Below are 20,434 nucleotides of genomic sequence, written 5' to 3'. Positions count from 1 at the left end.
GTTTCTATTTGATGTTTTTTCTTACTAAAACATGTAAACGTAGAATTACTAAAATAAAAAAAAGAAGAATAGAATAAACAAGCTACCCTTACCCTATTCTTCTTTAATTATATATGCTTATTACTTATTTTGCTCAAGAAATAAAGTCTTTGTTGTTATATCACAAACAGACGAAGCACCCCAATACTGTATAGGACCAGGGTAAACATAACAAGTTTCTTTAGCCCATTTTTCACGTTGTGCTACAAAAGCTTTGAAAGGAGCCCCATTAAGCTCTACAAGAGCTTTGCGTATTACAGGTTTCATCTCACCATTACGTTTCTCCATATTCATCATCATTGTTATAGGCACACCTCCTGCAAGCCACTTATCTGTTCCTGCAATGGTATTCTTAACTATAGCCATATAGCCAGTTTTACCATTAGCAATAAGTTGTGCGGCAGAAGAACCTAATGCATAACAATAATCTGCATCAAAATTAGAAGGAGCAGCGCAACGACCTTCATAACCAAAGAAATGGTGAAGTGGAGAGAACTTACCATTATATTTACCTTCTTTTTTCCACTGTTCAAGCTTTACTCCTACCATCTCTGATATCAATTTTTCCGTTTCTATCAATGAAACTTGTACATTTCCATGAGGATCACGATCTAATGATAACTGGCGTGCAACCCCTTCTGGTAAAGTTTCAAATGTAGACTTATTTTCAGATGATAAGTGTGCTAAGATATATTCACGCTGTGCCACCTTATCAAGATTTAAGTATTCATCTCCGTGTGCAGCAAGTAAGTCATTTAATTCTTGTATCAAACGCCCTATAGAAGGTATAAACTCTATCAAACCCTCTGGGATAAGTACTACTCCAAAGTTATTCCCCTGATTAGCACGATAAGCTACAGTTTTTGCTATATCTTCTACTATAGCATTTAAAGACATGTCCTTAGCTTCAACCTCTTCTGATATAAGGCAGATGTTAGGTTGTGTCTGTAACGCACACTCCAATGCGATATGCGATGCAGAACGTCCCATTAATTTTATAAAATGCCAATATTTACGTGCAGAATTACAATCACGCTCAATATTACCAATTAGCTCAGAATAAGTCTTTGTAGCTGTGTCAAACCCAAAAGAAGTTTCGATCTGATCATTTTTCAAATCGCCATCAATTGTTTTAGGACAACCAATTACTTGTACTCCATATTTCTTTGCTGCATAATATTCTGCAAGAACACAAGCATTAGTGTTAGAGTCATCACCACCTATTATTACTATAGCTTTTATATCTAACTTACGGATAATCTCCAATCCTTTCTCAAATTGCTCTTCCTTTTCTAATTTAGTACGCCCAGAACCTATCATATCAAAACCACCTGTATTACGATATGCTTGCAGGTTTTCTGCTGTTATTTCCAAGTATTTATGGTCTACTAAGCCTCCAGGACCCATTAAAAAGCCAAAAAGACGATTTTCTGGATTTAGCTTTTTAATCTCATCAAAAAGACCTGATATGACATTATGACCACCAGGAGCCTGACCACCAGATAATATTACGCCTACATTCATTTTGGCATTATTAAATTCTGTAGCTGGTTCAAACTCTACAAGGGGCATACCATAAGTGTTAGGAAACAATTTCTTAATGTCTTCCTGATTGTCTACACTTTGTGTTAAAGCTCCTTCTTTTACTTTTACTGCACCTTGTAAAGCAATTGGTAACTTTGGCTGATAGTTTGCTCTTTCCTTTTGCAATGCACTAATTTCCATAAATGATTTATTTTAAATTTGGATTTTAAAAATTTCTTTCTTGTGCAAAAGTACTGTTTTTTCTGTGATTATTAAAGACAAAGCAGATTTTTTACAAATATTATTTCATAATATTACTTTTCATTATTTGCTTTTAAAATTATTTTAAGAACTACTAAAAAATAAAATTAAGAGGTTTTTTCTTGCAAATTATGCACTTTATTGTAATTTTTGCTTATCTTTGGCATAGTTTTTTATAAAGAAAGGGTAAAATTATGAGTAATAAAAGAGATTTAAAACGTATTATTAACTACATAACAAGTGATTTATTTGCTGAATGTATGGCAGCTTCACTTTATGGTACTAACAGCAATTCCGAAGAAATAAATGCTTTATTATCTTCTATAGTTACTATTCGTGATAACTATATTCGCCGCATATCTCATATAGAACCTGGTATGCCTGTAAAATTATATTTCAAAGATTTAAAAGAAAAACTAAATAAAGAAACTAACGAAATTATAGATCACATAAACAATCTTTATTAAAATACTTAGCTTTATTAATGTTATCGCGATTTATATTATATAAACTATTAGGTTGGAAGAAGTTAGTTAGCATTCCACAGCCAAAGAAGTGTATTATATGCTTAGCTCCACATACAAGCAACTGGGATTTTATTATTGGTAAACTATTTGCTTGCTCTGAAGGCTTAAAAAGCAATTTCTTAATGAAAAAAGAATGGTTTGTTGGTCCCTTAGGAATAATCTTTAAGAAAATGGGAGGTATTCCTGTATGGCGTAACAAGCATTGCAGCATGACAGATCAACTTGCTTCTTTAGCCAGCCATACGCCTAATTTCCAATTATGTATCACGCCCGAGGGAACGCGCTCTATAAATGCAGAGTGGAAAAAAGGATTCTATTATATTGCTCTTAAAGCTAATATTCCTATTATTTTATATGCTTTAGATTACCAATCAAAAACAATTTATTGCAATAAGATGATTATACCTAATGGGAATATTGACGAACAAATGAAAGAAATAAAACAATACTTTAAAAATTTCAAAGGCAAAAATCCCGAAAAATTTACAGTTGGAGACATTTAGTATATGAATAAAAAACTTCTGTTTTCCTTGTTTATTACCTTAATAAGTATTTTTTCGAAAGCTCAAAATGACACTATTTGGGGGAAATACGAATATAAAGGTGCTCCATGGGTAGAAAATATATCTAAACCTAATATTATATCTAATGGCTTAGCTAACAGGCATATTGCTGTATGGGCTTCGCACGGAAGATATTACGATATTGAAAAAAGCAAATGGAGATGGCAACGCCCTATACTTTTTTCTACTACAGAGGATTTGTTCACACCTACTATAGTTGTACCATATCTCTTACCAATGCTTCAAAATGCAGGAGCTGTAGTATTTACACCTCGTGAGCGCGATTGGCAAATAAATGAAGTAATTGTTGATAATGATAGTCCAGAAGGAGGTTATCATGAGATTAATGGTAAAAAAAAATGGGAAGATTGTTCTAAATGTGGCTTCGCTTTTCATGAAGGTAATTATCAAGATGGCGAAAATCCTTTTAAAGCTGGCACAGCCAGAAAGGCAAAAGCTCGCAAGCGCAATAGCAAACTAAGTTCTATTGTATATCAGCCTACTTTTAAAGAAGCAGGGCAATATGCTGTTTATGTAAGCTATCAAACACACAAAAAAAGTATAGATGATGCCGAATATATAGTGTTCCATAAAGGAGAAGAAACTCACTTCAAAGTGAATCAAAAAATGGGAGGAGGCACGTGGGTCTACTTAGGCACTTTTAATTTTGATGCAGGCAGTAGTATGCTCAATTCTGTAGTACTTACAAATCATAGTTCACATCATGGCATAGTTACAGCTGACGCTGTACGCTTTGGTGGAGGCATGGGTAATATAGAGCGTGAAGGTAAGACAAGCGGTTTACCAAGATGTTTAGAAGGAGCTCGCTATTATGCACAATGGGCAGGTGCACCATGGGAAATTGTTAGCAAAAGTAATGGAAAGAACGATTATAAAGATGATATAAATGTACGATCTCTAATGACTAACTGGTTAGCTGCTGGATCATCTTATATACCTGGTGAAGGAGAAAAAGTACCTATCGATTTGTCTTTAGCTATTCATAGCGATGCCGGTACTGCTCCTAAAGGTAACTATGTAGGCTCTTTAGGAATATGTACAACACAAGAAGGCGATAAGTATATAGGTAAGAGTCTGGCTCGCAGCGTATCAAAAACACTTGCAGAAGAGATGATATATAACATAAAGAAGGATATAGACCAGTCGTTACATATCAATTGGAATACACGTTACATATACGATCGCAATTATAGCGAAACACGTTTACCTAAAGTGCCATCAATGATCCTTGAAACGTTATCACACCAAAACTTTAATGATATGAGATTAGGACAAGATCCTAATTTTAAATTTATCATAGCTCGATCTATTTATAAGACTATACTACGGTATGAGGCTATGATGCATAATACATCTTACACTGTACAACCACTTACCCCCTCTTTATTTCGCATAAAATTTATCAATAAGAAGAAAGTACGGTTACAGTGGAACATTGTTAAAGACCCTTGTGAACCTACCTCTACCCCAACCTCTTATAATATATATACGGCAGTTGGTAAAGGAGATTTTAACAATGGTATTAATATAAAAAATACTTATTATGATGTAGAATTACAACCTTATAAGATTTATCATTTTCGTATAACTGCTTGTAATAGTGGAGGGGAAAGTTTTCCTACAGAAGTGTTATCTACCTACTATAATCCTAATGCCGACAAAACAATACTTATTATAAATGGCTTCAATCGCTTATCATCGCCTGCTGTTATCGACTCTACAGATGCACAGGGGTTTGATATAAAGAGTGATCCAGGCATTACTTATGGTAAAACTATAGGCTGGAGTGGGCAGCAAACTGTTTTTAATACTAAATATTTAGGTCAAGAAGGAGCAAATGCCTTAGGATTTGGCGGAGAAGAGTTAGTGGGTAATATTATTGCTGGTAATGATTTCGACTATGTTCGCACACATGCAGAAGCAATAGCTTCTGTAGGTAAATATAATATTGTGAGCTGCTCAAAAAGAGCTGTAGAAAAAGATAGAGTACGCCTTATTAACTATGATGCTATAGATTTTGCACTTGGTCTTGAAAAAGATGATGGGTACAGTCTATTATATTATAAAACCTTTACTCCAGAAATGCAACATCAAATAAGTAATTATCTACAACATAATGGCAGAATTTTTGTAAATGGTGCTTACATTTCGTCAGATATGAAAACTGAAGAAGAAAAAAGTTGGTTATCTCATAATCTGAAAATAACATTTGCAGGTAGCAACCTTAATAATAGCTCTTCTTTGATAAATGGCTTTGGGAAAAAGTTTGACATATATCGTACTATTAATGCCTATCACTATGGAGCTTATAATCCTGACAATATTATGCCAGCTAATAATCAGTCTAAACCTTTTATGATGTACGCAGATGGTAATTATGCTGCTGTAGCTTATAAAGGAAATGATTACCGTACCTTTATTATGGCTTTTCCTTTAGACTGTATAAAAGATGCTACTATTAGAAATCAGATAATGAAAGAAGTCTTAACATACCTGTTATTATAATAAATCTAATTACGTAAAAAAATATATTATAAAATATTTACCTTAACTAATAAAACAAAGTTATGCATAAAATTCAGGCAAATTTAAGTGGAACAAGAAGTATCATAATAAAAGATACTCACCTTGAAGTAATAGAAAAGTATGCTCTTTTTAAAGACTTAATAGGCTCAACAGGCATAGTAGATGAAGATACTCTAAACCGTCTTAAACTAAACGTTCGTAGTCTCTTAGAAACAGAGCAAGGTAATAATAATGAGTTACTCGACCTATGTTTAGATGTTATATATAATACCGATATGAAAGCTTTAGGGCTTAACAATCTTATAAAACTATATAAGGTATGGGAAAACGAACGAGAAAAGACAAATCCACAAGAAACAACCATATAAAATAAACTTCAGGATTATCTTAATCTCAGTTAATACGTTTATACATAATATTCTAATTACATTAGTTTTCATCTTATTAAAATAATTCTATTAATAAGTGTACATCACATACACTACTACTGTACGTGATGTACACTTATGGTGTATATACGCTACACTAATAGTGTACGTGACGTACATTAATATAGCAAGAAAGAAAAAAGTTCAGAATATTTTTCTAAATAAAAATAAATGGCACAATTTACAATTTAATTTATTCTATTACCATTCTTCCTATCATGCTATATAACAGTCTTTACTTAAAACTTTGCTATTTTTTCAAGAAGTCTATTTTTTATATATAAAAACTTTGGTGTGTATATTTTTTTTATTACCTTTGCAAGCGTTTTAGAGGAACAACGCTTTGGGCGTTTAGCTCAGTTGGTTTAGAGCATCTGCCTTACAAGCAGAGGGTCGGCGGTTCGAATCCGTCAACGCCCACTTACAGGGTAGTTTCCAGAGTGGCCAAATGGGGCAGACTGTAAATCTGCTGCTTCTTGCTTCGGTGGTTCGAATCCATCACTACCCACATGAAAAGAGTATTAATCTTAAATTAGTACTCTTTTTTTATACATTCTTTGTTACACACATAGAGTATGCTGTTTATAAACAAGTATAGAAATTATTTTTTTTATTTCGCTAATATTATCTATGATATCACTACAAGTGCATATAAACATTAAAAAATAATCACTAAATAAGCAGTTAATATATATCTTCTTAAATAGCTATATTATAACTGCAGTTCACTTAGTTGTAAACAGGCTAATATATTTTATTATTACTTATAAATCTATAAACATAAGAGGGTGTACCAAAAAGGTACACCCTCTTATGTTGTATAAAGATAATCTAAAAAATATATCCTATACCTATCATCAACCTTGAAAAGTCTTTACGTGTAATGTTATATTGAGCAGAAATGTTAAAATGTTTTATTATGTTCACTCCTAATTGAGGTGCAACCACAGCACAGCATTTTCTACCTTCATTAAATACCCCTCTATTCATATTATCAATAGTAATTCCTGCACCTAAACCTGCATAAAATTCCACTTTTGATGATTTCGGGAAATTATAGTTTATAGATGGTAATACAACTAAAGATCTTCCATCGTCAGCCGAATTGTTATATTCATTCATTACCACAGTATAATTATCAAAACTGATTCTAAGTTTCGCACTCAGTGGACTGTTTGAAAAATTATATATACCATTCACATAAAGACCTAAATGGCTTTCTGTATTTCCATCTTTTTCTAATCCTATCGGATATGTAAAACCTGCTTCTATTTGAACTGTTCTCTTTTGAGCAAATGCCATACAAGAAAAGCATAGCATCATAAGTAATGTAAAAAAATTCTTCATATTATATTATTTTTTAGATATTTTCATACCACCCCAAGTTCCATTTATTTTTCCTGCTAAGATAACTTGACCTGCTTTCATTCGTTTTATAGGAAGACTTCTTAAACCTGATATAAAATCAGTAAGAGCCTTAAATGAAAGCGGATTGCTTATCATACTAGAAGATATAAAAAATTTCACCTGGGAATCAAAAACTTTACGTACTTGTTCCACATTATATTCGTTTATCTGATTGTCTAGGATAACAATATAAACTTTATTAGGAGTAAAAAAACGGACAGCCCTAATATTGGGATTTATATTTTCATTAACCATGTTATTTAACATTTTTAAACCTTGTTTCAGTCCTTGTCCGCCTAATTTCATTATCTGCTGATCGGTTATTTCAATTCCGCAAATATCAATGCAAGGTACAGCTTTTTCTAATCCAGCTATATCCAACCTTGTGTTATCATTAAAAATCGTTGGAGTTTTAGGAAAGTTTATTTGAGGTGTTTTCAAATCTAATTCTAATACAATACCTCTATATATTATTGTCAATTCTTCAGCTCTTGTACCCTTCCAGCCATTCAACTTTTTAAAAAAGCCACCACGTTTTTTCCGTGATGCAACAAATGCACCGATTTCCGAATAAACTCCATAGTCATAATCATATAAAGATCCTTTTATTCGATACCCTTTCATGAAATTATGATGTTTAACAGAACGATCTCCAAAGACACCTCCTAACACTTTTCCTACAAAAGTGTGACTGTCACTTCTATAAGATGGAAAAGAGCTATAAGGAATATTTTCTATAGATGTTCTTGTTATTGGAGTAACAGTCCCGTCTTCTTTTAAAGTGCTATATGAATATTTAAACTTTACATTGTTTGTATGGTTTTTATCAAAAATTCCATTTTCAAGCTGCTTTGCTGCTATATCTAATTCAGCTCTGTTATTAATACTTGTTGAAAGAGTTCCATAAGGAGTTATTTTATAAATAGAATCTTTTACCTGAATTTCGCCTCTAGAATTTAGTAAACGTGCAAAATTCTGGTTAGGGACAAAATCTTCGTAGTCAAATATGTCATAGTACGTAAGATGATTCTCTTTTATATATTTCTGTTCTTTTTTTGTAAATTCAGATAAAATAGGGTCATCATTTTGTACTACATCCAATAAAGAAACATAGTTTTTTGAAATACCACTTCTTGTAAATGCTGCTTTTTGTAGATCTGTATCTAAGATAATTTTTTTAAGACTTTCTTTGTCATCAGATTTAAATAATGCTGCAAACTCTGTCTTTGAGGACTTTGAATCTTCATTAGGTACAGATGATGGTAGAACATTATCATTTGAGCATGATGAAAATAACAACAATAGTATTCCACCTAAAATTAGTTTTGCTCTCATAAGCTTATGAATTTTATAAAATTTAGAACGCAAAGGTATAAAAAAATAAGTATATATTCGAAAAGAAGTAAAAATTTTAAAAATATTTTTTCATAATTATACATATCTAAAAATAAAATAGTCTTTATTGCCAGAAAAAGAAACTTCCTGTATTCTTTAAGATCCTATTTTAAACATTTATATTTATCATTTTTTTTAATAAATATTTTTTATTTTAGTTACTTAGTTATTAACCTATACTACTACCCTATAATAAGCTTATATTCTTTGCTTAGTTTAATCACAACTTTTTTCATCTCACTGTTATATGAAAACAACCTTGATGACGTTCATGCTTAACATAACAACGATTTTTAGAACGAAGATCATTAAGAACCTCTGCAAGCACCCATTTAAGAGTATCATCTCTTACTGAGCGTGTAATAGCATAATATTTATTATAAGCTATGTCAAAAGTGGTACCATACTGATGACAACTATTCTCAGAAGCATTACGATTAAAAGACCTAAGCTTTATAACATCCTCTTTAGTACGTAAGACAGATGTTACTAAAATTTTATTTATAGGAATATTTTTTATTTGTAGCGAATCCATAAAACTTCTACCTATGTCCTGCAACAGTACAGCTGCATCTGGTACTAAATAAGGAATGCTATTATAAAGTTTTTTCACTTCATAATAAGGATTATATCCTATGAAGACTAATTCTCGCTTACGATGCTCTGCTTCCGAACGGTTTTCTACAGGTTTAACTCCTTTCTTCTTTGCAGAAGGTAATTGCACGTCATTCATATCAGGGAAACTTGTGTCATAATCGGGCACTCCTATTATATGATGTCTTATTAAAGAGCCATCTGCTTTAAAAAAAAACGGTGGATTTTGATGCCCTATATTAGCACTTACACTTATACCGTTATTATAATAAGTATTATTTGATTTGCTATAATGTTTCTTTGATAAAGATGGGAAAATTAAGCGTATCAATACTAAACCTAAAAAAAAACAAGTAAAACTTATAATAACGCAAGTCTTTATCTTTGCTGATTTTTTCTTCATATTTACAAAGGTAACAAGATTTGATTAAAAGAATATTAAGAATTAAGAAATATTTGCGAGTATAAGGATTTTATAGTAACTTTGCCTTTGTTTCATTAAAGTTTATATTAAGTTTGATAGAGAAGCATATTATTCTTGAGGATATAGATCCTGTTACTTTTTATGGAGTGGGTAATGAGCACCTACTCATGATAAAGTCGCTTTTTCCTAAAATAAGAATTATAGCACGCGATAATGTTATTCGTGTTCTTGGAGATGAGGAAGAAATAGCTAAGATAGAAGAAAGTATCGAAAACATTTGTAAACATATAATAAGATATAATACGCTTACATCAGAAGATATCCTTGACATAATAAAAGGCAAACAGGTTAAATCTGATGCTATTAAAGATGTTATAGTCTATTCTGTAACGGGGCGTCCCATAAAAAGTCGCTCAGCTAATCAGCAAGCTTTAATAGATGCTTTTGAAAATAATGATATGCTCTTTGCCGTAGGTCCTGCAGGAACAGGCAAAACCTATCTAAGCATAGCACTTGCAGTAAAGGCTTTAAAAGAAAAGGCAGTGAAAAAGGTAATCCTCTCTCGTCCAGCAGTAGAAGCTGGAGAGAAGTTAGGGTTTCTTCCAGGTGATATGAAAGAAAAAATAGACCCCTACTTACAGCCTTTATATGATGCTCTAGAAGATATGATCCCAGCTGCTAAGCTTCAGGACATGATAGGTAAACATATTATACAAATAGCACCGCTTGCTTTTATGCGCGGAAGGACATTAAGTGATGCTATCATTATACTTGACGAGGCACAGAATACTACCTCTGCCCAATTAAGAATGTTTCTTACTAGAATGGGGTGGAATTCAAAAATGATCATTACAGGCGACATTACTCAGATCGATTTACCACAAAAACAAAAAAGTGGTCTTTGTGAGGCATTAAATATTCTTGGTGATACAGAAGGTATCAGTGTTATAGAGCTTAATTCTAAAGATATAGTACGACACAAGCTCGTAACACGCATAGTAAAAGCTTATCAAGCACATGACAAGAAAGAAATAACAGTAAAACAGAATCCTAATTGATATATAAAAATAATTAATTGCACAGAAATGAAAGCATTAACACAAACCAATTTCAATTTTGATGGACAGAAAAGCGTTTATCATGGTAAAGTTCGTGATGTTTACGACATTGATAACGATCTCATTGTAATGGTTGCAACTGATCGTATATCAGCATTCGATGTGGTGTTACCTAAAGGAATACCATTCAAAGGACAAGTATTAAATCAAATTGCATCAAAATTCCTTGACCAAACAAAGGACATTTGTCCAAACTGGAAGCTTGCAACTCCTGATCCTATGGTTACTGTTGGATTAAAATGTGAAGGTTTTCGTGTAGAAATGATTATCCGCTCCATACTAACAGGATCGGCTTGGAGAGAATATCAAAAAGGCTGCCGTGAAATATGTGGAGTTAAGCTCCCTGATGGTATGCGCGAAAACGAACGTTTCCCTGAACCTATAATTACGCCAACAACAAAGGCTGATGAAGGACACGATATGAACATATCACGTGAAGAGATTATTGCTCAAGGTATTGTGTCTGAAGAAGATTATAACATAATAGAAGAATGGACAAGGAAAATATTTGCTCGTGGGCAAGAAATTGCAGCTAAGCATGGGTTAATATTGGTAGATACTAAATATGAGTTTGGTAAACGTAATGGTCAATGCTATCTTATTGATGAAGTACATACTCCAGATTCGAGTCGTTATTTTTATGCAGAAGGCTATGAAGAAAAATTAAAAAAAGGCGAACCTCAACGACAGTTGTCAAAAGAGTTTGTACGGCAATGGCTTATTGATCATAATTTTATGAACGAGCCAGGTCAAACAATGCCATATATAAGTGACGAATATGCTGAAAGCGTCAGCAATAGATATATTGAGCTATATGAACATATCACTGGCGAACCTTTTAAAAAACAAGAATATACTGGAGATATAGCAAGGCGCATAGAAGAAAATGTAAAAGATTACTTGGCTAAAAGCAAATAGCAACTTTTAAGTAAAATATAAAAGATCTCATAAGGTCAGTATTTATCTGTACCTTATGGGATTTCTACAATTATAAGTATAGAGGGAAATAATAGTGTATAAGCAAGAAAAAATAAAACCTTACGGAGGTAATAGTGAAAAATCTAAGCTGGTAGAGACAATGTTTGATAACATTGCCCCAACCTATGATAAACTAAATCATCACCTATCATGGGACATAGACAAAAGATGGCGCCGTAAGGCCATAAAGCAACTAATACCATATAATCCGCAAAAGATTTTAGATATAGCCACGGGTACTGGCGATTTTGCTATTCTTGCAGCTAAAATGCTCAATCCGATACACCTCATAGGAGCTGACCTCTCTGAAGGTATGATGAATATTGGGCGTGGAAAAGTGGAAAAAGAAGGTCTTTCTAACATTATCTCTTTTCAAAAAGAGGATTGTCTAAATCTTACTTTTAGCGACAATTCTTTTGATGCAGTAACAGCAGCTTTTGGTATTCGCAATTTTCAGAGCTTAGATAAAGGTTTATTAGAGATTTTTCGTGTTTTAAAACCTGGAGGTCATCTAAGTATAGTGGAACTTACTACTCCAATATCTTTCCCTATAAAACAGCTTTTTCACATTTATTCAAATACCATTTTACCATTATATGGACGTATTATTTCAAAAGACAAAAGTGCTTACGAATATTTAAATAAAACTATAGAAGCCTTCCCACAGGGAGAAGAAATGATGCATATCTTTAAAAAAGCAGGCTTTAACAAGGCGTCTTTCCATCGACTTACCTTTGGTATCTGTACGATGTATTTAGCAGAAAAATAATTCATTTTATATAAGGAAAGTATGGACAAATATGGACTTATAGGTTACCCCTTAGGACACTCATTCTCTATAGGATATTTTAATGAGAAATTTAAAAATGAGGGGATTAATGCAAAGTATATTAATTTCGAAATTCCTACAATAGATAATCTCTATGAAATCTTAGCAACCAATCCTGAACTAAAAGGACTTAATGTTACTATTCCTTATAAAGAACAAGTAATACCTTATATAGACGAATTAAGTCCTGAAGCTAAAGCTATTGGAGCTGTAAATGTAATACGTATAACTCACAAAGGAAATAAAACAATACTAAAAGGATTTAATAGTGATGTGATAGGATTTACACGAAGTATCTCTCCTCTTCTTATGACACAATGGCATAAAAAAGCTCTCATATTAGGTACTGGAGGAGCAGCCAAAGCTGTTAACTATGGGTTAAAATCATTAGGGTTAGAAACTTTATTTGTATCAAGAACACCTTCTTCAGGTGAAATCTCGTATGATGATGTTACACCTGAATTAATACGTTTCTATAATGTCATTATTAACTGTACCCCACTTGGTATGTATCCGAAAGTGGACACCTATCCAAAGCTACCTTATGATGCTATGAACAATAAGACTCTTCTTTACGACTTAATCTATAACCCTGATCATACCTTGTTTATGAAAAAAGGAGCTGAACATGGTGCAACTATAAAAAACGGTTTAGAAATGCTTTTACTTCAAGCCTTTGTCAGTTGGGATTTTTGGAATAGTAAAGAATAAAATATTTACAAAAGATCATTAACACAAATAAAATATATGAGTAATCGTTATATGATGCGTGGTGTAAGTGCCACAAAAGAAGATGTACACAATGCTATAAAGAATATAGATAAAGGTTTATACCCACAGGCCTTTTGTAAAATTATTCCAGATATATTAGGGGGTGATCCAGAGTATTGTAACATCATGCATGCCGATGGCGCTGGAACTAAATCGGCTTTAGCTTACATGTATTGGAAGGAGACAGGTAATATAAACGTATGGAAAGGTATAGCTCAAGATGCCATTGTTATGAATACCGATGACTTATTATGTGTGGGTGCTGTGAATAATATTCTCGTATCATCTACAATAGGACGTAACAAGATGCTTGTTCCGGGTGAAGTTATTGCTGCTATAATAAAAGGTACTGACGATCTTTTAGCAAATATGCGTAAAATGGGTATTGGCATATATCCAACAGGAGGTGAAACGGCTGATGTTGGCGATTTAGTGCGTACTATTATAGTAGACTCCACTGTTACTTGCCGAATGAAACGCTCTGATGTAATAGATAATGCAAATATATGTCCTGGAGATGTTATAATAGGACTTAGCTCTACAGGTAAAGCTACGTATGAAGAAGAATATAACGGAGGTATGGGTAGTAATGGGTTAACAAGTGCGCGACATGATATGTTTAATAAATATCTTGCAAAACATTATCCTGAGAGTTATGATCATTCAGTACCAAAGGAATTAGTGTATAGTGGGAAATATAAATTATTAGATCCTGTAGAAAACAGCCCTCTTAATGCTGGTATGTTAGTACTCTCTCCTACAAGAACTTATGCTCCTGTAGTAAAGCAAATCTTAGATAAATATCGTAGTGAGATTCATGGAATGGTACATTGTACAGGTGGTGCTCAGACAAAGGTTCTCCATTTTGTAAATGATAATTGCAAGATAATAAAAGACAATATGTTCCCTATTCCTCCCCTATTCAAAGCTATAAAAGAAAGTAGTGGTACAGAATGGAAAGAAATGTATCAAGTCTTTAACATGGGACACAGAATGGAGATATATGTTACCCCTGAAATAGCTGAAAATATTATTTCTATAAGCAAATCATTCAATATTGATGCGCAAATAGTAGGACATATAGAAGAGGGACAAAAGAGTCTTGTTATAAAGTCTGAGTTTGGAGAATTTGAATATTAAAAGAAATAAATATGACTATAAAAGATGCTCTTTAAAGAACTTAGAAGATTTTAAGAAATTCTTTACATCAGTATAAACTACTTTAACAGCATATAAGATACATTTTAATTCCTCTAAAGAGGCTTTAATCAGCATTTTTATAGGTTTCCCAACCTCAGATAAGTAAATAAGATACTACTGCACACAAAAAATATTCCTATTGCAGCAGAGAACGAATAATAATAAAAGACAATAACAAAATATATGATAGACAATAATAACATATTAAATAAACTCGATGGCTTAGAAGCAAGGTTTGAAGAAGTATCTACACTAATTACAGACCCTAATGTTATAAATGATCAGGCACGATATGTAAAACTTACACGTGAATATAAAGATTTGGGAGATATTATGGAAGCTCGCAAACGTTATATAGCCTGCTTAACTACCATCAAAGAAGCCAAAGATATACTTGCTAATGAAAATGACCCTGACATGAAAGAAATGGCTCGTGAAGAGCTAAGCGATAATGAAATATTACAGCCAAAATTAGAGGAAGAAATAAAGCTATTGCTTGTACCAAAAGATCCTGAAGATGCTAAAAACGTACAAATGGAAGTACGTGCTGGTACAGGTGGAGACGAAGCTGCTCTTTTTGCTGGCGACATATTTAATATGTATAAGCGTTTTTGTGATAAGAAAGGTTGGACTTTATCAGTAACCGATATTAATGAGGGAGCTGTAGGAGGTTTTAAAGAAATAGATTTTGCTATCTCTGGAGAAGGAGTCTATGGTATATTAAAATATGAATCAGGAGTACATAGAGTACAACGTGTCCCTTCTACTGATACACAAGGACGTATGCAAACATCTGCTGCAACAGTAGCAGTCTTACCAGAAGCAGATAAGTTTGAAGTAAATATTAACGAAGGAGATATAAAATGGGATACATTTCGTTCTAGTGGTGCAGGCGGTCAAAATGTAAATAAGGTAGAATCAGGTGTACGTTTGCGTTATCCTTGGAAAAACCCTAATACGGGAGAAATAGAGGAAATATTAATAGAATGTACCGAAACACGTGATCAACCTAAAAATAAAGAGCGTGCACTTTCAAGATTACGCACCTTCATATATGATCGTGAACATCAAAAATATATAAATGATATAGCAAACCGTCGTAAAAGTTTGGTTTCTACGGGTGATCGCTCGGCTAAAATACGTACATATAATTATCCACAAGGACGTGTAACAGATCATCGCATAGGCTTTACCTCTCATGACCTACCTGGCTTTATGAATGGTAATATACAAGAAATGATAGATGCCCTCACTGTAGCAGAAAATGCAGAAAAAATGAAAGAAGCAGATTTATAATAAATATAAATTATCAAAATATTTAAACTTTTATACACATGAATAGAGAACAGCTAATAACTCAGATATTTGAAAAGAAAACTTTCTTATGCGTTGGACTCGATACTGATATTATAAAGATACCTTCTTACCTTAAAAATGAAGAAGATCCTATTTTTACTTTCAATAAAGCTATCATAGATGCTACTTCGCCTTATTGCGTAGCATACAAACCTAATTTAGCTTTTTATGAAAGTTTAGGAATAAAAGGAATGCTTGCTTTCGAAAAAACTATAAAATATTTGAAAACATCATATCCACACCATTTTATAATAGCTGATGCTAAACGTGGAGATATTGGTAACACTTCAGAAATGTACGCACGTACATTCTTCAAAGAATATGATGTAGATTCACTTACTATAGCACCATATATGGGCGAAGATTCTATAAAACCTTTCCTGAAATATAAAGAAAAATGGACTATTATTTTGGCTCTTACTTCAAATAAAGGCAGTCTTGATTTTCAATTCTTTGAAAATCAAGACCATGAACGTCTATTTGAAAAAGTACTAAAAAAGACACAACAATGGGGCAGCAACGAAAATATAATGTATGTTGTAGGGGCTACACAAGGTAAAATGTTCAAAGATATCCGAAAAATTGTACCTAACCATTTCTTACTTGTTCCAGGTATAGGAGCACAAGGAGGAGATCTTGCAGAAGTATGTAAATATGGTATGACTAAAGACTGTGGCTTATTAGTAAATTCGTCACGTGGCATTATCTATGCTGATAATACAAAAAATTATGCTAAAATAGCAGGAGAAAAGGCCTTTCAAATGCAACAAGAAATGGAAAAAGAACTAAATAATATTGTTTGATGTATAAGAAATCAATAGTAGGGAATTTTACTAAATTCCCTACTATAAACCTTATCAATATAAAAAGATAATAGAAATTAGTTTTATTATATCTAACAAAATTTTATATCAACAATTATCATTGCACCAACATATCCATTAAGCTTCTTGACAATATCTGTTTTCATCATTGATAAATCAGCTTTTAAAGATGGATTAATAATCTTAACAAATAAAGTCTGATTTTTGATAAATTTTTCTCTAGTATATTTAGCCACTATATCACCTGTTACTACTTCCCAAGCATTTATTAAACGTCGCTGTAAAAGTGGGGTTTCTAATCCTTCATTACGCAATAAAAGATTCAATACTTCGTCTAAAGTCTCTACCTTTCGTCTAAACATACTTTTATATTTCTTTGAATATTACATCTCCACTTTCTACAGAAAATAACTTATACTTAAAATCTCCACCATGTAAGATCTTATCCAAATGTTCACGATTAGTATCTGTAATAAAGATCTGACCGAAATCATCACCTGAAACTAAATTAATTATTTGTTTCACACGATTAGAATCTAATTTATCAAAAATATCATCAAGTAATAATAAAGGGGTATTGTGTGATGCTGTGCGACAAAGAAAATCAAACTGAGCTAACTTTAAAGATAAAACATAAGTCTTATTTTGCCCCTGGCTTCCATAACGTTTTATGGGATAATCTCCTAATAACATTACTAAATCGTCCTTATGTACCCCATGAAGTGAATATCCCATCATTTTATCTTTATCTCTACTATTCCTAATAATGTCAAGCAAATTACCACGCTGACCATGCGACATATAAGTTAAAGAAACCTTTTCATGGTCATTAGAAATACATTTATAAATATTTTGAAATATAGGTTGTAACTCTTCTACAAAAACTGTGCGTTTCTTAAATACATATTCTCCATATTCTGCCATTTGCATTTCTAAGAGTTCTAATAAAGTTTCATCAAGCCCTTCTTCTTGCTTAAGCAAACTATTACGCTGCTGTAAAGCTTTATTATAACGTGTTAGAGCTTCTATATATGCTGCATCATATTGAGAAATAACCACATCCATTAACTTTCTACGTTCTTCACTTCCACCTTCTATTAAAGAAGAATCTGCAGGTGAAATAAAAACAAGTGGTACTAATCCAATGTGTTGAGATAATCGTTTATACTCTTTTTTGTTACGTTTAAAGTGTTTTTTTTGCCCTCTTTTCATTCCACAATAAACCTGCTCCTTATCTCCATGCTCATTAGTATAATTACCTTCTATTACAAAAAAATTAGTTCCATGTTGTATCACTTCAGAATCCTTTGGATTAAAAGCACTTTTACAGAAAGATAAATAGTAAATTGCATCTAGCAAATTAGTTTTTCCTTCACCGTTATGACCTATAAAACAATTCAACTTAGGCGACAACTCTAAAGTTGCTGTTTGAATATTCTTGTAATTAATTATAGAGAGCTTATCTAAACGCATAATAATATAATATATGCAAAGGTAGCCGTTTTTATGGCAACACAGAAAAAAAATATATATATATTTTATTAATTGAGGGAAAATAAGTAATTTTGCGCTAATTATTACACACCAATTATATTGTAAAAACAATAAAGAATTAAATATAAAATGGCAAATCAAAAAGGAAAGAGTACTAATGAAAATACTCTAAACAACTCTAAAGCTACATTTATAAGGTACAAAAAACAAATTATAATACCAATAGTAGCTGTAGTAGTAATCATTGTAGGTTTTGTTCTATACAGAAACTTTGTGTCTGAGCCTCAAGAAATAGAAGCAAGTACAGAGCTAGCTAAATGTCAAACCCTTTTCAATGCTCAACAATACGATCAAGCTTTAAAAGGTTTTTTAAAGATTCAGTCTGATTATAGCAATACTAAAGCTGGCAATCTTTCTAATCTATACATAGCTTTATGTTACGCACATAGTACAAAACCTAATTGGGCAAGCGCTGCAAAATATGCAGAAAATTTTAATACTTCTAATGATCAAATAATTAGTCCTGCTTCACAGATGGCTTTAGGTGATATATATGCTAACAATAACCAAAACGATAAGGCTATAGATAGCTTTAAAAAGGCTGCAAAAATGGCAGATGATCAAGCTGAAGAAAATACGAACAATAGCATAGCCCCATTAGCATTGCGTAAAGCTGGCATTATTCTTGAAAGTGAAGGTAAAAAAGAAGAAGCTACAGACATATATAAAGAAATTAAAAAGAAATATGTTAATTCTCCTATTTATCAAGACATTGATAAGTATATAGAACGTGCATCTAATTAAATTTCATCATGGCAACAGCATTACATCATTTATCTGATTATGATATAGCATCAGTTCCAGATGCAAGTAACATGTGTTTTGGTATAGTCGTTTCTGAATGGAATAATGAAATAACAAGTGCATTGTTGGAAGGCACTGTAAAAACTTTAGAAAAACATGGATGCCTACCTGAAAACATACATGTAAAAACTGTACCTGGAAGTTTTGAGCTTGTTTATGGTGCACAACAAATGACTAAAAACGATGGTTTTGATGCCGTTATTATATTAGGTAGCGTAATTCGTGGAGAAACTCCTCATTTTGATTACATATGTGAAGGCGTTACGCAAGGTATTTCATATCTCAATGCTACACAAAATATTCCTGTAGTATTTGGACTATTGACAACAGATAATTTACAACAAGCAATAGATCGTAGTGGAGGTGCATTAGGAAACAAAGGCGATGAATGTGCTGTCGTAGCTATAAAGATGTCAAAATTTTAAATTAAAAGAAACTCTCTAAATAATTTCATTAGAACAGTAAAATCTGTGAAGACTTACAGTTCAGCTAAATAGTGGCGCATATTAATTATATTGATATTTTTGATGTTAATATTTTTCGCCACTATTTTTTTTTATTTCTATTATTTTGTCTGTTATAATATTTCTAAGCTTAACGAATAAAGTTATTATATATTTAACTTTCCCAAAATATACTTTTCATTTTAATTATCTTAACTTTATCCCCTCACCTATTGCAATATTTATTATTAATATCAACTCTTTTGTATAATATATTGAAAAAAAGGTATGATAAAATTTGATTATATCAATAATAAGAGTTATTTTTGCAGAAAATAGTAATGAATACATAACGTTAATTAACCTACATTATTATGTCAAAGTACAATCTTACAGAAAAAAAAGAGAAACCTGCTGCATATCGTAGCCTTGTTAGTCCAAATTTGATGGATGATCTCAAAGAAAAGATCCTTGAAATAATTCTTATTCAAAAGCGGTATAAGGATAAAAGTTATTCCGCAAAGCAATTAGCAGAAGACTTAGGCACCAACACTCGTTATATTTCAGCTGTAGTGAATGTAAGATTTCACACAAATTATACCTCTTTTGTTAATAAGTTTAGAATCGAAGAAGCTATGACATTATTGGTTGATAAGCGTTATCAGGATTTAAATATGGAAGATATAAGCGATATGGTAGGGTTTTCTAATAGACAATCGTTTTATGCTTCTTTTTATAAATTAAATGGTATAACTCCACGCGATTATAAAATACGTCATTTAAGTCAACACCCTATCGAAGATAATAAATCTAAAAGAAACACAAAGCTAAAAAAAATATAAGGATAA

The 20,434-nt window shown here is 32.2% G+C and carries 20 protein-coding genes and 2 tRNA genes; 16 read left to right on the top strand and 6 right to left on the bottom strand.

All coding sequences use genetic code 11. From position 1 onward, the window contains the following. Positions 1–120: 120 nt before the first annotated feature. Positions 121–1,764 carry a diphosphate--fructose-6-phosphate 1-phosphotransferase gene (locus tag AC1DCD_RS00880; RefSeq protein ID WP_008448175.1) on the bottom strand — a complete coding sequence of 548 codons (1,644 nt, stop codon included), beginning with the start codon at positions 1,762–1,764 and terminating at the stop codon, positions 121–123. A 254-nt stretch (positions 1,765–2,018) separates the two neighbouring features. Here AC1DCD_RS00880 and AC1DCD_RS00875 point away from each other — a divergent pair, with 254 nt between their 5' ends. The 6 genes from AC1DCD_RS00875 to AC1DCD_RS00850 all read left to right on the top strand — a co-directional run bounded on the left by AC1DCD_RS00875 (position 2,019) and on the right by AC1DCD_RS00850 (position 6,397). Beyond that, positions 2,019–2,291 (top strand): hypothetical protein, encoded by a 273-nt coding sequence (locus tag AC1DCD_RS00875; RefSeq protein ID WP_008448126.1) that lies wholly within the window; start codon positions 2,019–2,021, stop codon positions 2,289–2,291. Positions 2,292–2,308: 17 nt separating this feature from the next. Beyond that, complete coding sequence (locus AC1DCD_RS00870; RefSeq protein WP_008448186.1) at positions 2,309–2,854, top strand: 1-acyl-sn-glycerol-3-phosphate acyltransferase; 546 nt, start codon at positions 2,309–2,311, stop codon at positions 2,852–2,854. A 3-nt stretch (positions 2,855–2,857) separates the two neighbouring features. Beyond that, positions 2,858–5,440, top strand: a complete 2,583-nt coding sequence (locus tag AC1DCD_RS00865) for a golvesin C-terminal-like domain-containing protein (RefSeq protein WP_464639636.1) — start codon at positions 2,858–2,860, stop codon at positions 5,438–5,440. Between the two features lie 62 nt (positions 5,441–5,502). After that, positions 5,503–5,829 (top strand): hypothetical protein, encoded by a 327-nt coding sequence (locus tag AC1DCD_RS00860; protein WP_019036410.1) that lies wholly within the window; start codon positions 5,503–5,505, stop codon positions 5,827–5,829. Between the two features lie 405 nt (positions 5,830–6,234). Beyond that, positions 6,235–6,309, top strand: a tRNA-Val gene (locus AC1DCD_RS00855). 6 nt (positions 6,310–6,315) lie between these two features. Continuing rightward, positions 6,316–6,397 (top strand) — tRNA-Tyr (locus AC1DCD_RS00850). Positions 6,398–6,720: 323 nt separating this feature from the next. Here the strand turns inward: AC1DCD_RS00850 and AC1DCD_RS00845 are convergent. The 3 genes from AC1DCD_RS00845 to AC1DCD_RS00835 all read right to left on the bottom strand — a co-directional run bounded on the left by AC1DCD_RS00845 (position 6,721) and on the right by AC1DCD_RS00835 (position 9,688). Next, on the bottom strand, positions 6,721–7,236 hold the full coding sequence (locus AC1DCD_RS00845) for an outer membrane beta-barrel protein (RefSeq protein ID WP_464639638.1): 516 nt from the start codon (positions 7,234–7,236) through the stop codon (positions 6,721–6,723). 6 nt (positions 7,237–7,242) lie between these two features. Next, positions 7,243–8,631, bottom strand: a complete 1,389-nt coding sequence (locus tag AC1DCD_RS00840; RefSeq protein ID WP_464639640.1) for a hypothetical protein — start codon at positions 8,629–8,631, stop codon at positions 7,243–7,245. 292 nt (positions 8,632–8,923) lie between these two features. Beyond that, the gene (locus tag AC1DCD_RS00835) at positions 8,924–9,688 is read right to left on the bottom strand and encodes a DUF5715 family protein (RefSeq protein ID WP_464639642.1); all 765 of its coding nucleotides are present in this window, start codon (positions 9,686–9,688) and stop codon (positions 8,924–8,926) included. A 113-nt stretch (positions 9,689–9,801) separates the two neighbouring features. Here AC1DCD_RS00835 and AC1DCD_RS00830 point away from each other — a divergent pair, with 113 nt between their 5' ends. From AC1DCD_RS00830 to pyrF, 7 genes are all read left to right on the top strand, one after another. Beyond that, positions 9,802–10,767: a PhoH family protein gene (locus AC1DCD_RS00830; protein ID WP_353585749.1), complete on the top strand. Its 966-nt coding sequence runs from the start codon at positions 9,802–9,804 to the stop codon at positions 10,765–10,767. A gap of 27 nt (positions 10,768–10,794) precedes the next feature. Continuing rightward, positions 10,795–11,745, top strand: a complete 951-nt coding sequence (locus AC1DCD_RS00825) for a phosphoribosylaminoimidazolesuccinocarboxamide synthase (RefSeq protein WP_008449454.1) — start codon at positions 10,795–10,797, stop codon at positions 11,743–11,745. Between the two features lie 94 nt (positions 11,746–11,839). Next, positions 11,840–12,574, top strand: coding sequence for a bifunctional demethylmenaquinone methyltransferase/2-methoxy-6-polyprenyl-1,4-benzoquinol methylase UbiE (ubiE, locus tag AC1DCD_RS00820; protein WP_464639644.1), 735 nt, complete (start codon positions 11,840–11,842; stop codon positions 12,572–12,574). Between the two features lie 21 nt (positions 12,575–12,595). Further along, positions 12,596–13,345: a shikimate dehydrogenase family protein gene (locus AC1DCD_RS00815; protein ID WP_008449414.1), complete on the top strand. Its 750-nt coding sequence runs from the start codon at positions 12,596–12,598 to the stop codon at positions 13,343–13,345. A gap of 36 nt (positions 13,346–13,381) precedes the next feature. Continuing rightward, positions 13,382–14,545, top strand: a complete 1,164-nt coding sequence (locus AC1DCD_RS00810) for an AIR synthase related protein (protein WP_464639646.1) — start codon at positions 13,382–13,384, stop codon at positions 14,543–14,545. A gap of 243 nt (positions 14,546–14,788) precedes the next feature. Next, the gene (gene prfA / locus AC1DCD_RS00805) at positions 14,789–15,901 is read left to right on the top strand and encodes a peptide chain release factor 1 (RefSeq protein ID WP_019036606.1); all 1,113 of its coding nucleotides are present in this window, start codon (positions 14,789–14,791) and stop codon (positions 15,899–15,901) included. Positions 15,902–15,939: 38 nt separating this feature from the next. Then, a complete protein-coding gene (pyrF, locus tag AC1DCD_RS00800; protein ID WP_464639648.1) occupies positions 15,940–16,764 on the top strand; it encodes an orotidine-5'-phosphate decarboxylase in 825 nt (274 codons plus the stop codon). Positions 16,765–16,856: 92 nt separating this feature from the next. Here the strand turns inward: pyrF and AC1DCD_RS00795 are convergent, their stop codons facing one another. Next, the gene (locus AC1DCD_RS00795; protein ID WP_036856224.1) at positions 16,857–17,147 is read right to left on the bottom strand and encodes a DciA family protein; all 291 of its coding nucleotides are present in this window, start codon (positions 17,145–17,147) and stop codon (positions 16,857–16,859) included. A 4-nt stretch (positions 17,148–17,151) separates the two neighbouring features. Further along, the gene (gene recF / locus AC1DCD_RS00790) at positions 17,152–18,258 is read right to left on the bottom strand and encodes a DNA replication/repair protein RecF (protein ID WP_353585755.1); all 1,107 of its coding nucleotides are present in this window, start codon (positions 18,256–18,258) and stop codon (positions 17,152–17,154) included. Positions 18,259–18,408: 150 nt separating this feature from the next. On the opposite strand from recF, the gene AC1DCD_RS00785 reads away from it, so the two are divergent. From AC1DCD_RS00785 to AC1DCD_RS00775, 3 genes are all read left to right on the top strand, one after another. Further along, the gene (locus AC1DCD_RS00785) at positions 18,409–19,083 is read left to right on the top strand and encodes a tetratricopeptide repeat protein (protein ID WP_019036602.1); all 675 of its coding nucleotides are present in this window, start codon (positions 18,409–18,411) and stop codon (positions 19,081–19,083) included. A gap of 8 nt (positions 19,084–19,091) precedes the next feature. Beyond that, entirely contained in the window at positions 19,092–19,568 is a 477-nt protein-coding gene (gene ribH, locus AC1DCD_RS00780; RefSeq protein WP_008449459.1) for a 6,7-dimethyl-8-ribityllumazine synthase, read from the top strand. Between the two features lie 392 nt (positions 19,569–19,960). After that, complete coding sequence (locus AC1DCD_RS00775; RefSeq protein WP_019036601.1) at positions 19,961–20,428, top strand: helix-turn-helix domain-containing protein; 468 nt, start codon at positions 19,961–19,963, stop codon at positions 20,426–20,428. Positions 20,429–20,434 lie beyond the last annotated feature (6 nt).

The sequence above is a fragment of the Prevotella sp. C0209C1 genome (assembly GCF_056583855.1).
Note: the sequence above shows the minus strand (reverse complement) of the source record. Positions and strands in the feature narration are given on the sequence as shown.

Excerpts from the sequence above, each read along its gene's own strand:
- AC1DCD_RS00810 (WP_464639646.1), top strand. The coding sequence starts at position 13,382 with ATGAGTAATCGTTATATGATGCGTGGTGTAAGTGCCACAAAAGAAGAT.
- AC1DCD_RS00865 (WP_464639636.1), top strand. The coding sequence starts at position 2,858 with ATGAATAAAAAACTTCTGTTTTCCTTGTTTATTACCTTAATAAGTATT.
- AC1DCD_RS00875 (WP_008448126.1), top strand. The coding sequence starts at position 2,019 with ATGAGTAATAAAAGAGATTTAAAACGTATTATTAACTACATAACAAGT.
- ribH (WP_008449459.1), top strand. The coding sequence starts at position 19,092 with ATGGCAACAGCATTACATCATTTATCTGATTATGATATAGCATCAGTT.
- recF (WP_353585755.1), bottom strand. The coding sequence starts at position 18,258 with ATGCGTTTAGATAAGCTCTCTATAATTAATTACAAGAATATTCAAACA.
- AC1DCD_RS00880 (WP_008448175.1), bottom strand. The coding sequence starts at position 1,764 with ATGGAAATTAGTGCATTGCAAAAGGAAAGAGCAAACTATCAGCCAAAG.
- AC1DCD_RS00840 (WP_464639640.1), bottom strand. The coding sequence starts at position 8,631 with ATGAGAGCAAAACTAATTTTAGGTGGAATACTATTGTTGTTATTTTCA.
- AC1DCD_RS00845 (WP_464639638.1), bottom strand. The coding sequence starts at position 7,236 with ATGAAGAATTTTTTTACATTACTTATGATGCTATGCTTTTCTTGTATG.
- pyrF (WP_464639648.1), top strand. The coding sequence starts at position 15,940 with ATGAATAGAGAACAGCTAATAACTCAGATATTTGAAAAGAAAACTTTC.
- AC1DCD_RS00825 (WP_008449454.1), top strand. The coding sequence starts at position 10,795 with ATGAAAGCATTAACACAAACCAATTTCAATTTTGATGGACAGAAAAGC.
- AC1DCD_RS00775 (WP_019036601.1), top strand. The coding sequence starts at position 19,961 with ATGTCAAAGTACAATCTTACAGAAAAAAAAGAGAAACCTGCTGCATAT.
- AC1DCD_RS00795 (WP_036856224.1), bottom strand. The coding sequence starts at position 17,147 with ATGTTTAGACGAAAGGTAGAGACTTTAGACGAAGTATTGAATCTTTTA.
- AC1DCD_RS00815 (WP_008449414.1), top strand. The coding sequence starts at position 12,596 with ATGGACAAATATGGACTTATAGGTTACCCCTTAGGACACTCATTCTCT.
- AC1DCD_RS00835 (WP_464639642.1), bottom strand. The coding sequence starts at position 9,688 with ATGAAGAAAAAATCAGCAAAGATAAAGACTTGCGTTATTATAAGTTTT.
- AC1DCD_RS00860 (WP_019036410.1), top strand. The coding sequence starts at position 5,503 with ATGCATAAAATTCAGGCAAATTTAAGTGGAACAAGAAGTATCATAATA.
- prfA (WP_019036606.1), top strand. The coding sequence starts at position 14,789 with ATGATAGACAATAATAACATATTAAATAAACTCGATGGCTTAGAAGCA.
- AC1DCD_RS00785 (WP_019036602.1), top strand. The coding sequence starts at position 18,409 with ATGGCAAATCAAAAAGGAAAGAGTACTAATGAAAATACTCTAAACAAC.
- AC1DCD_RS00870 (WP_008448186.1), top strand. The coding sequence starts at position 2,309 with ATGTTATCGCGATTTATATTATATAAACTATTAGGTTGGAAGAAGTTA.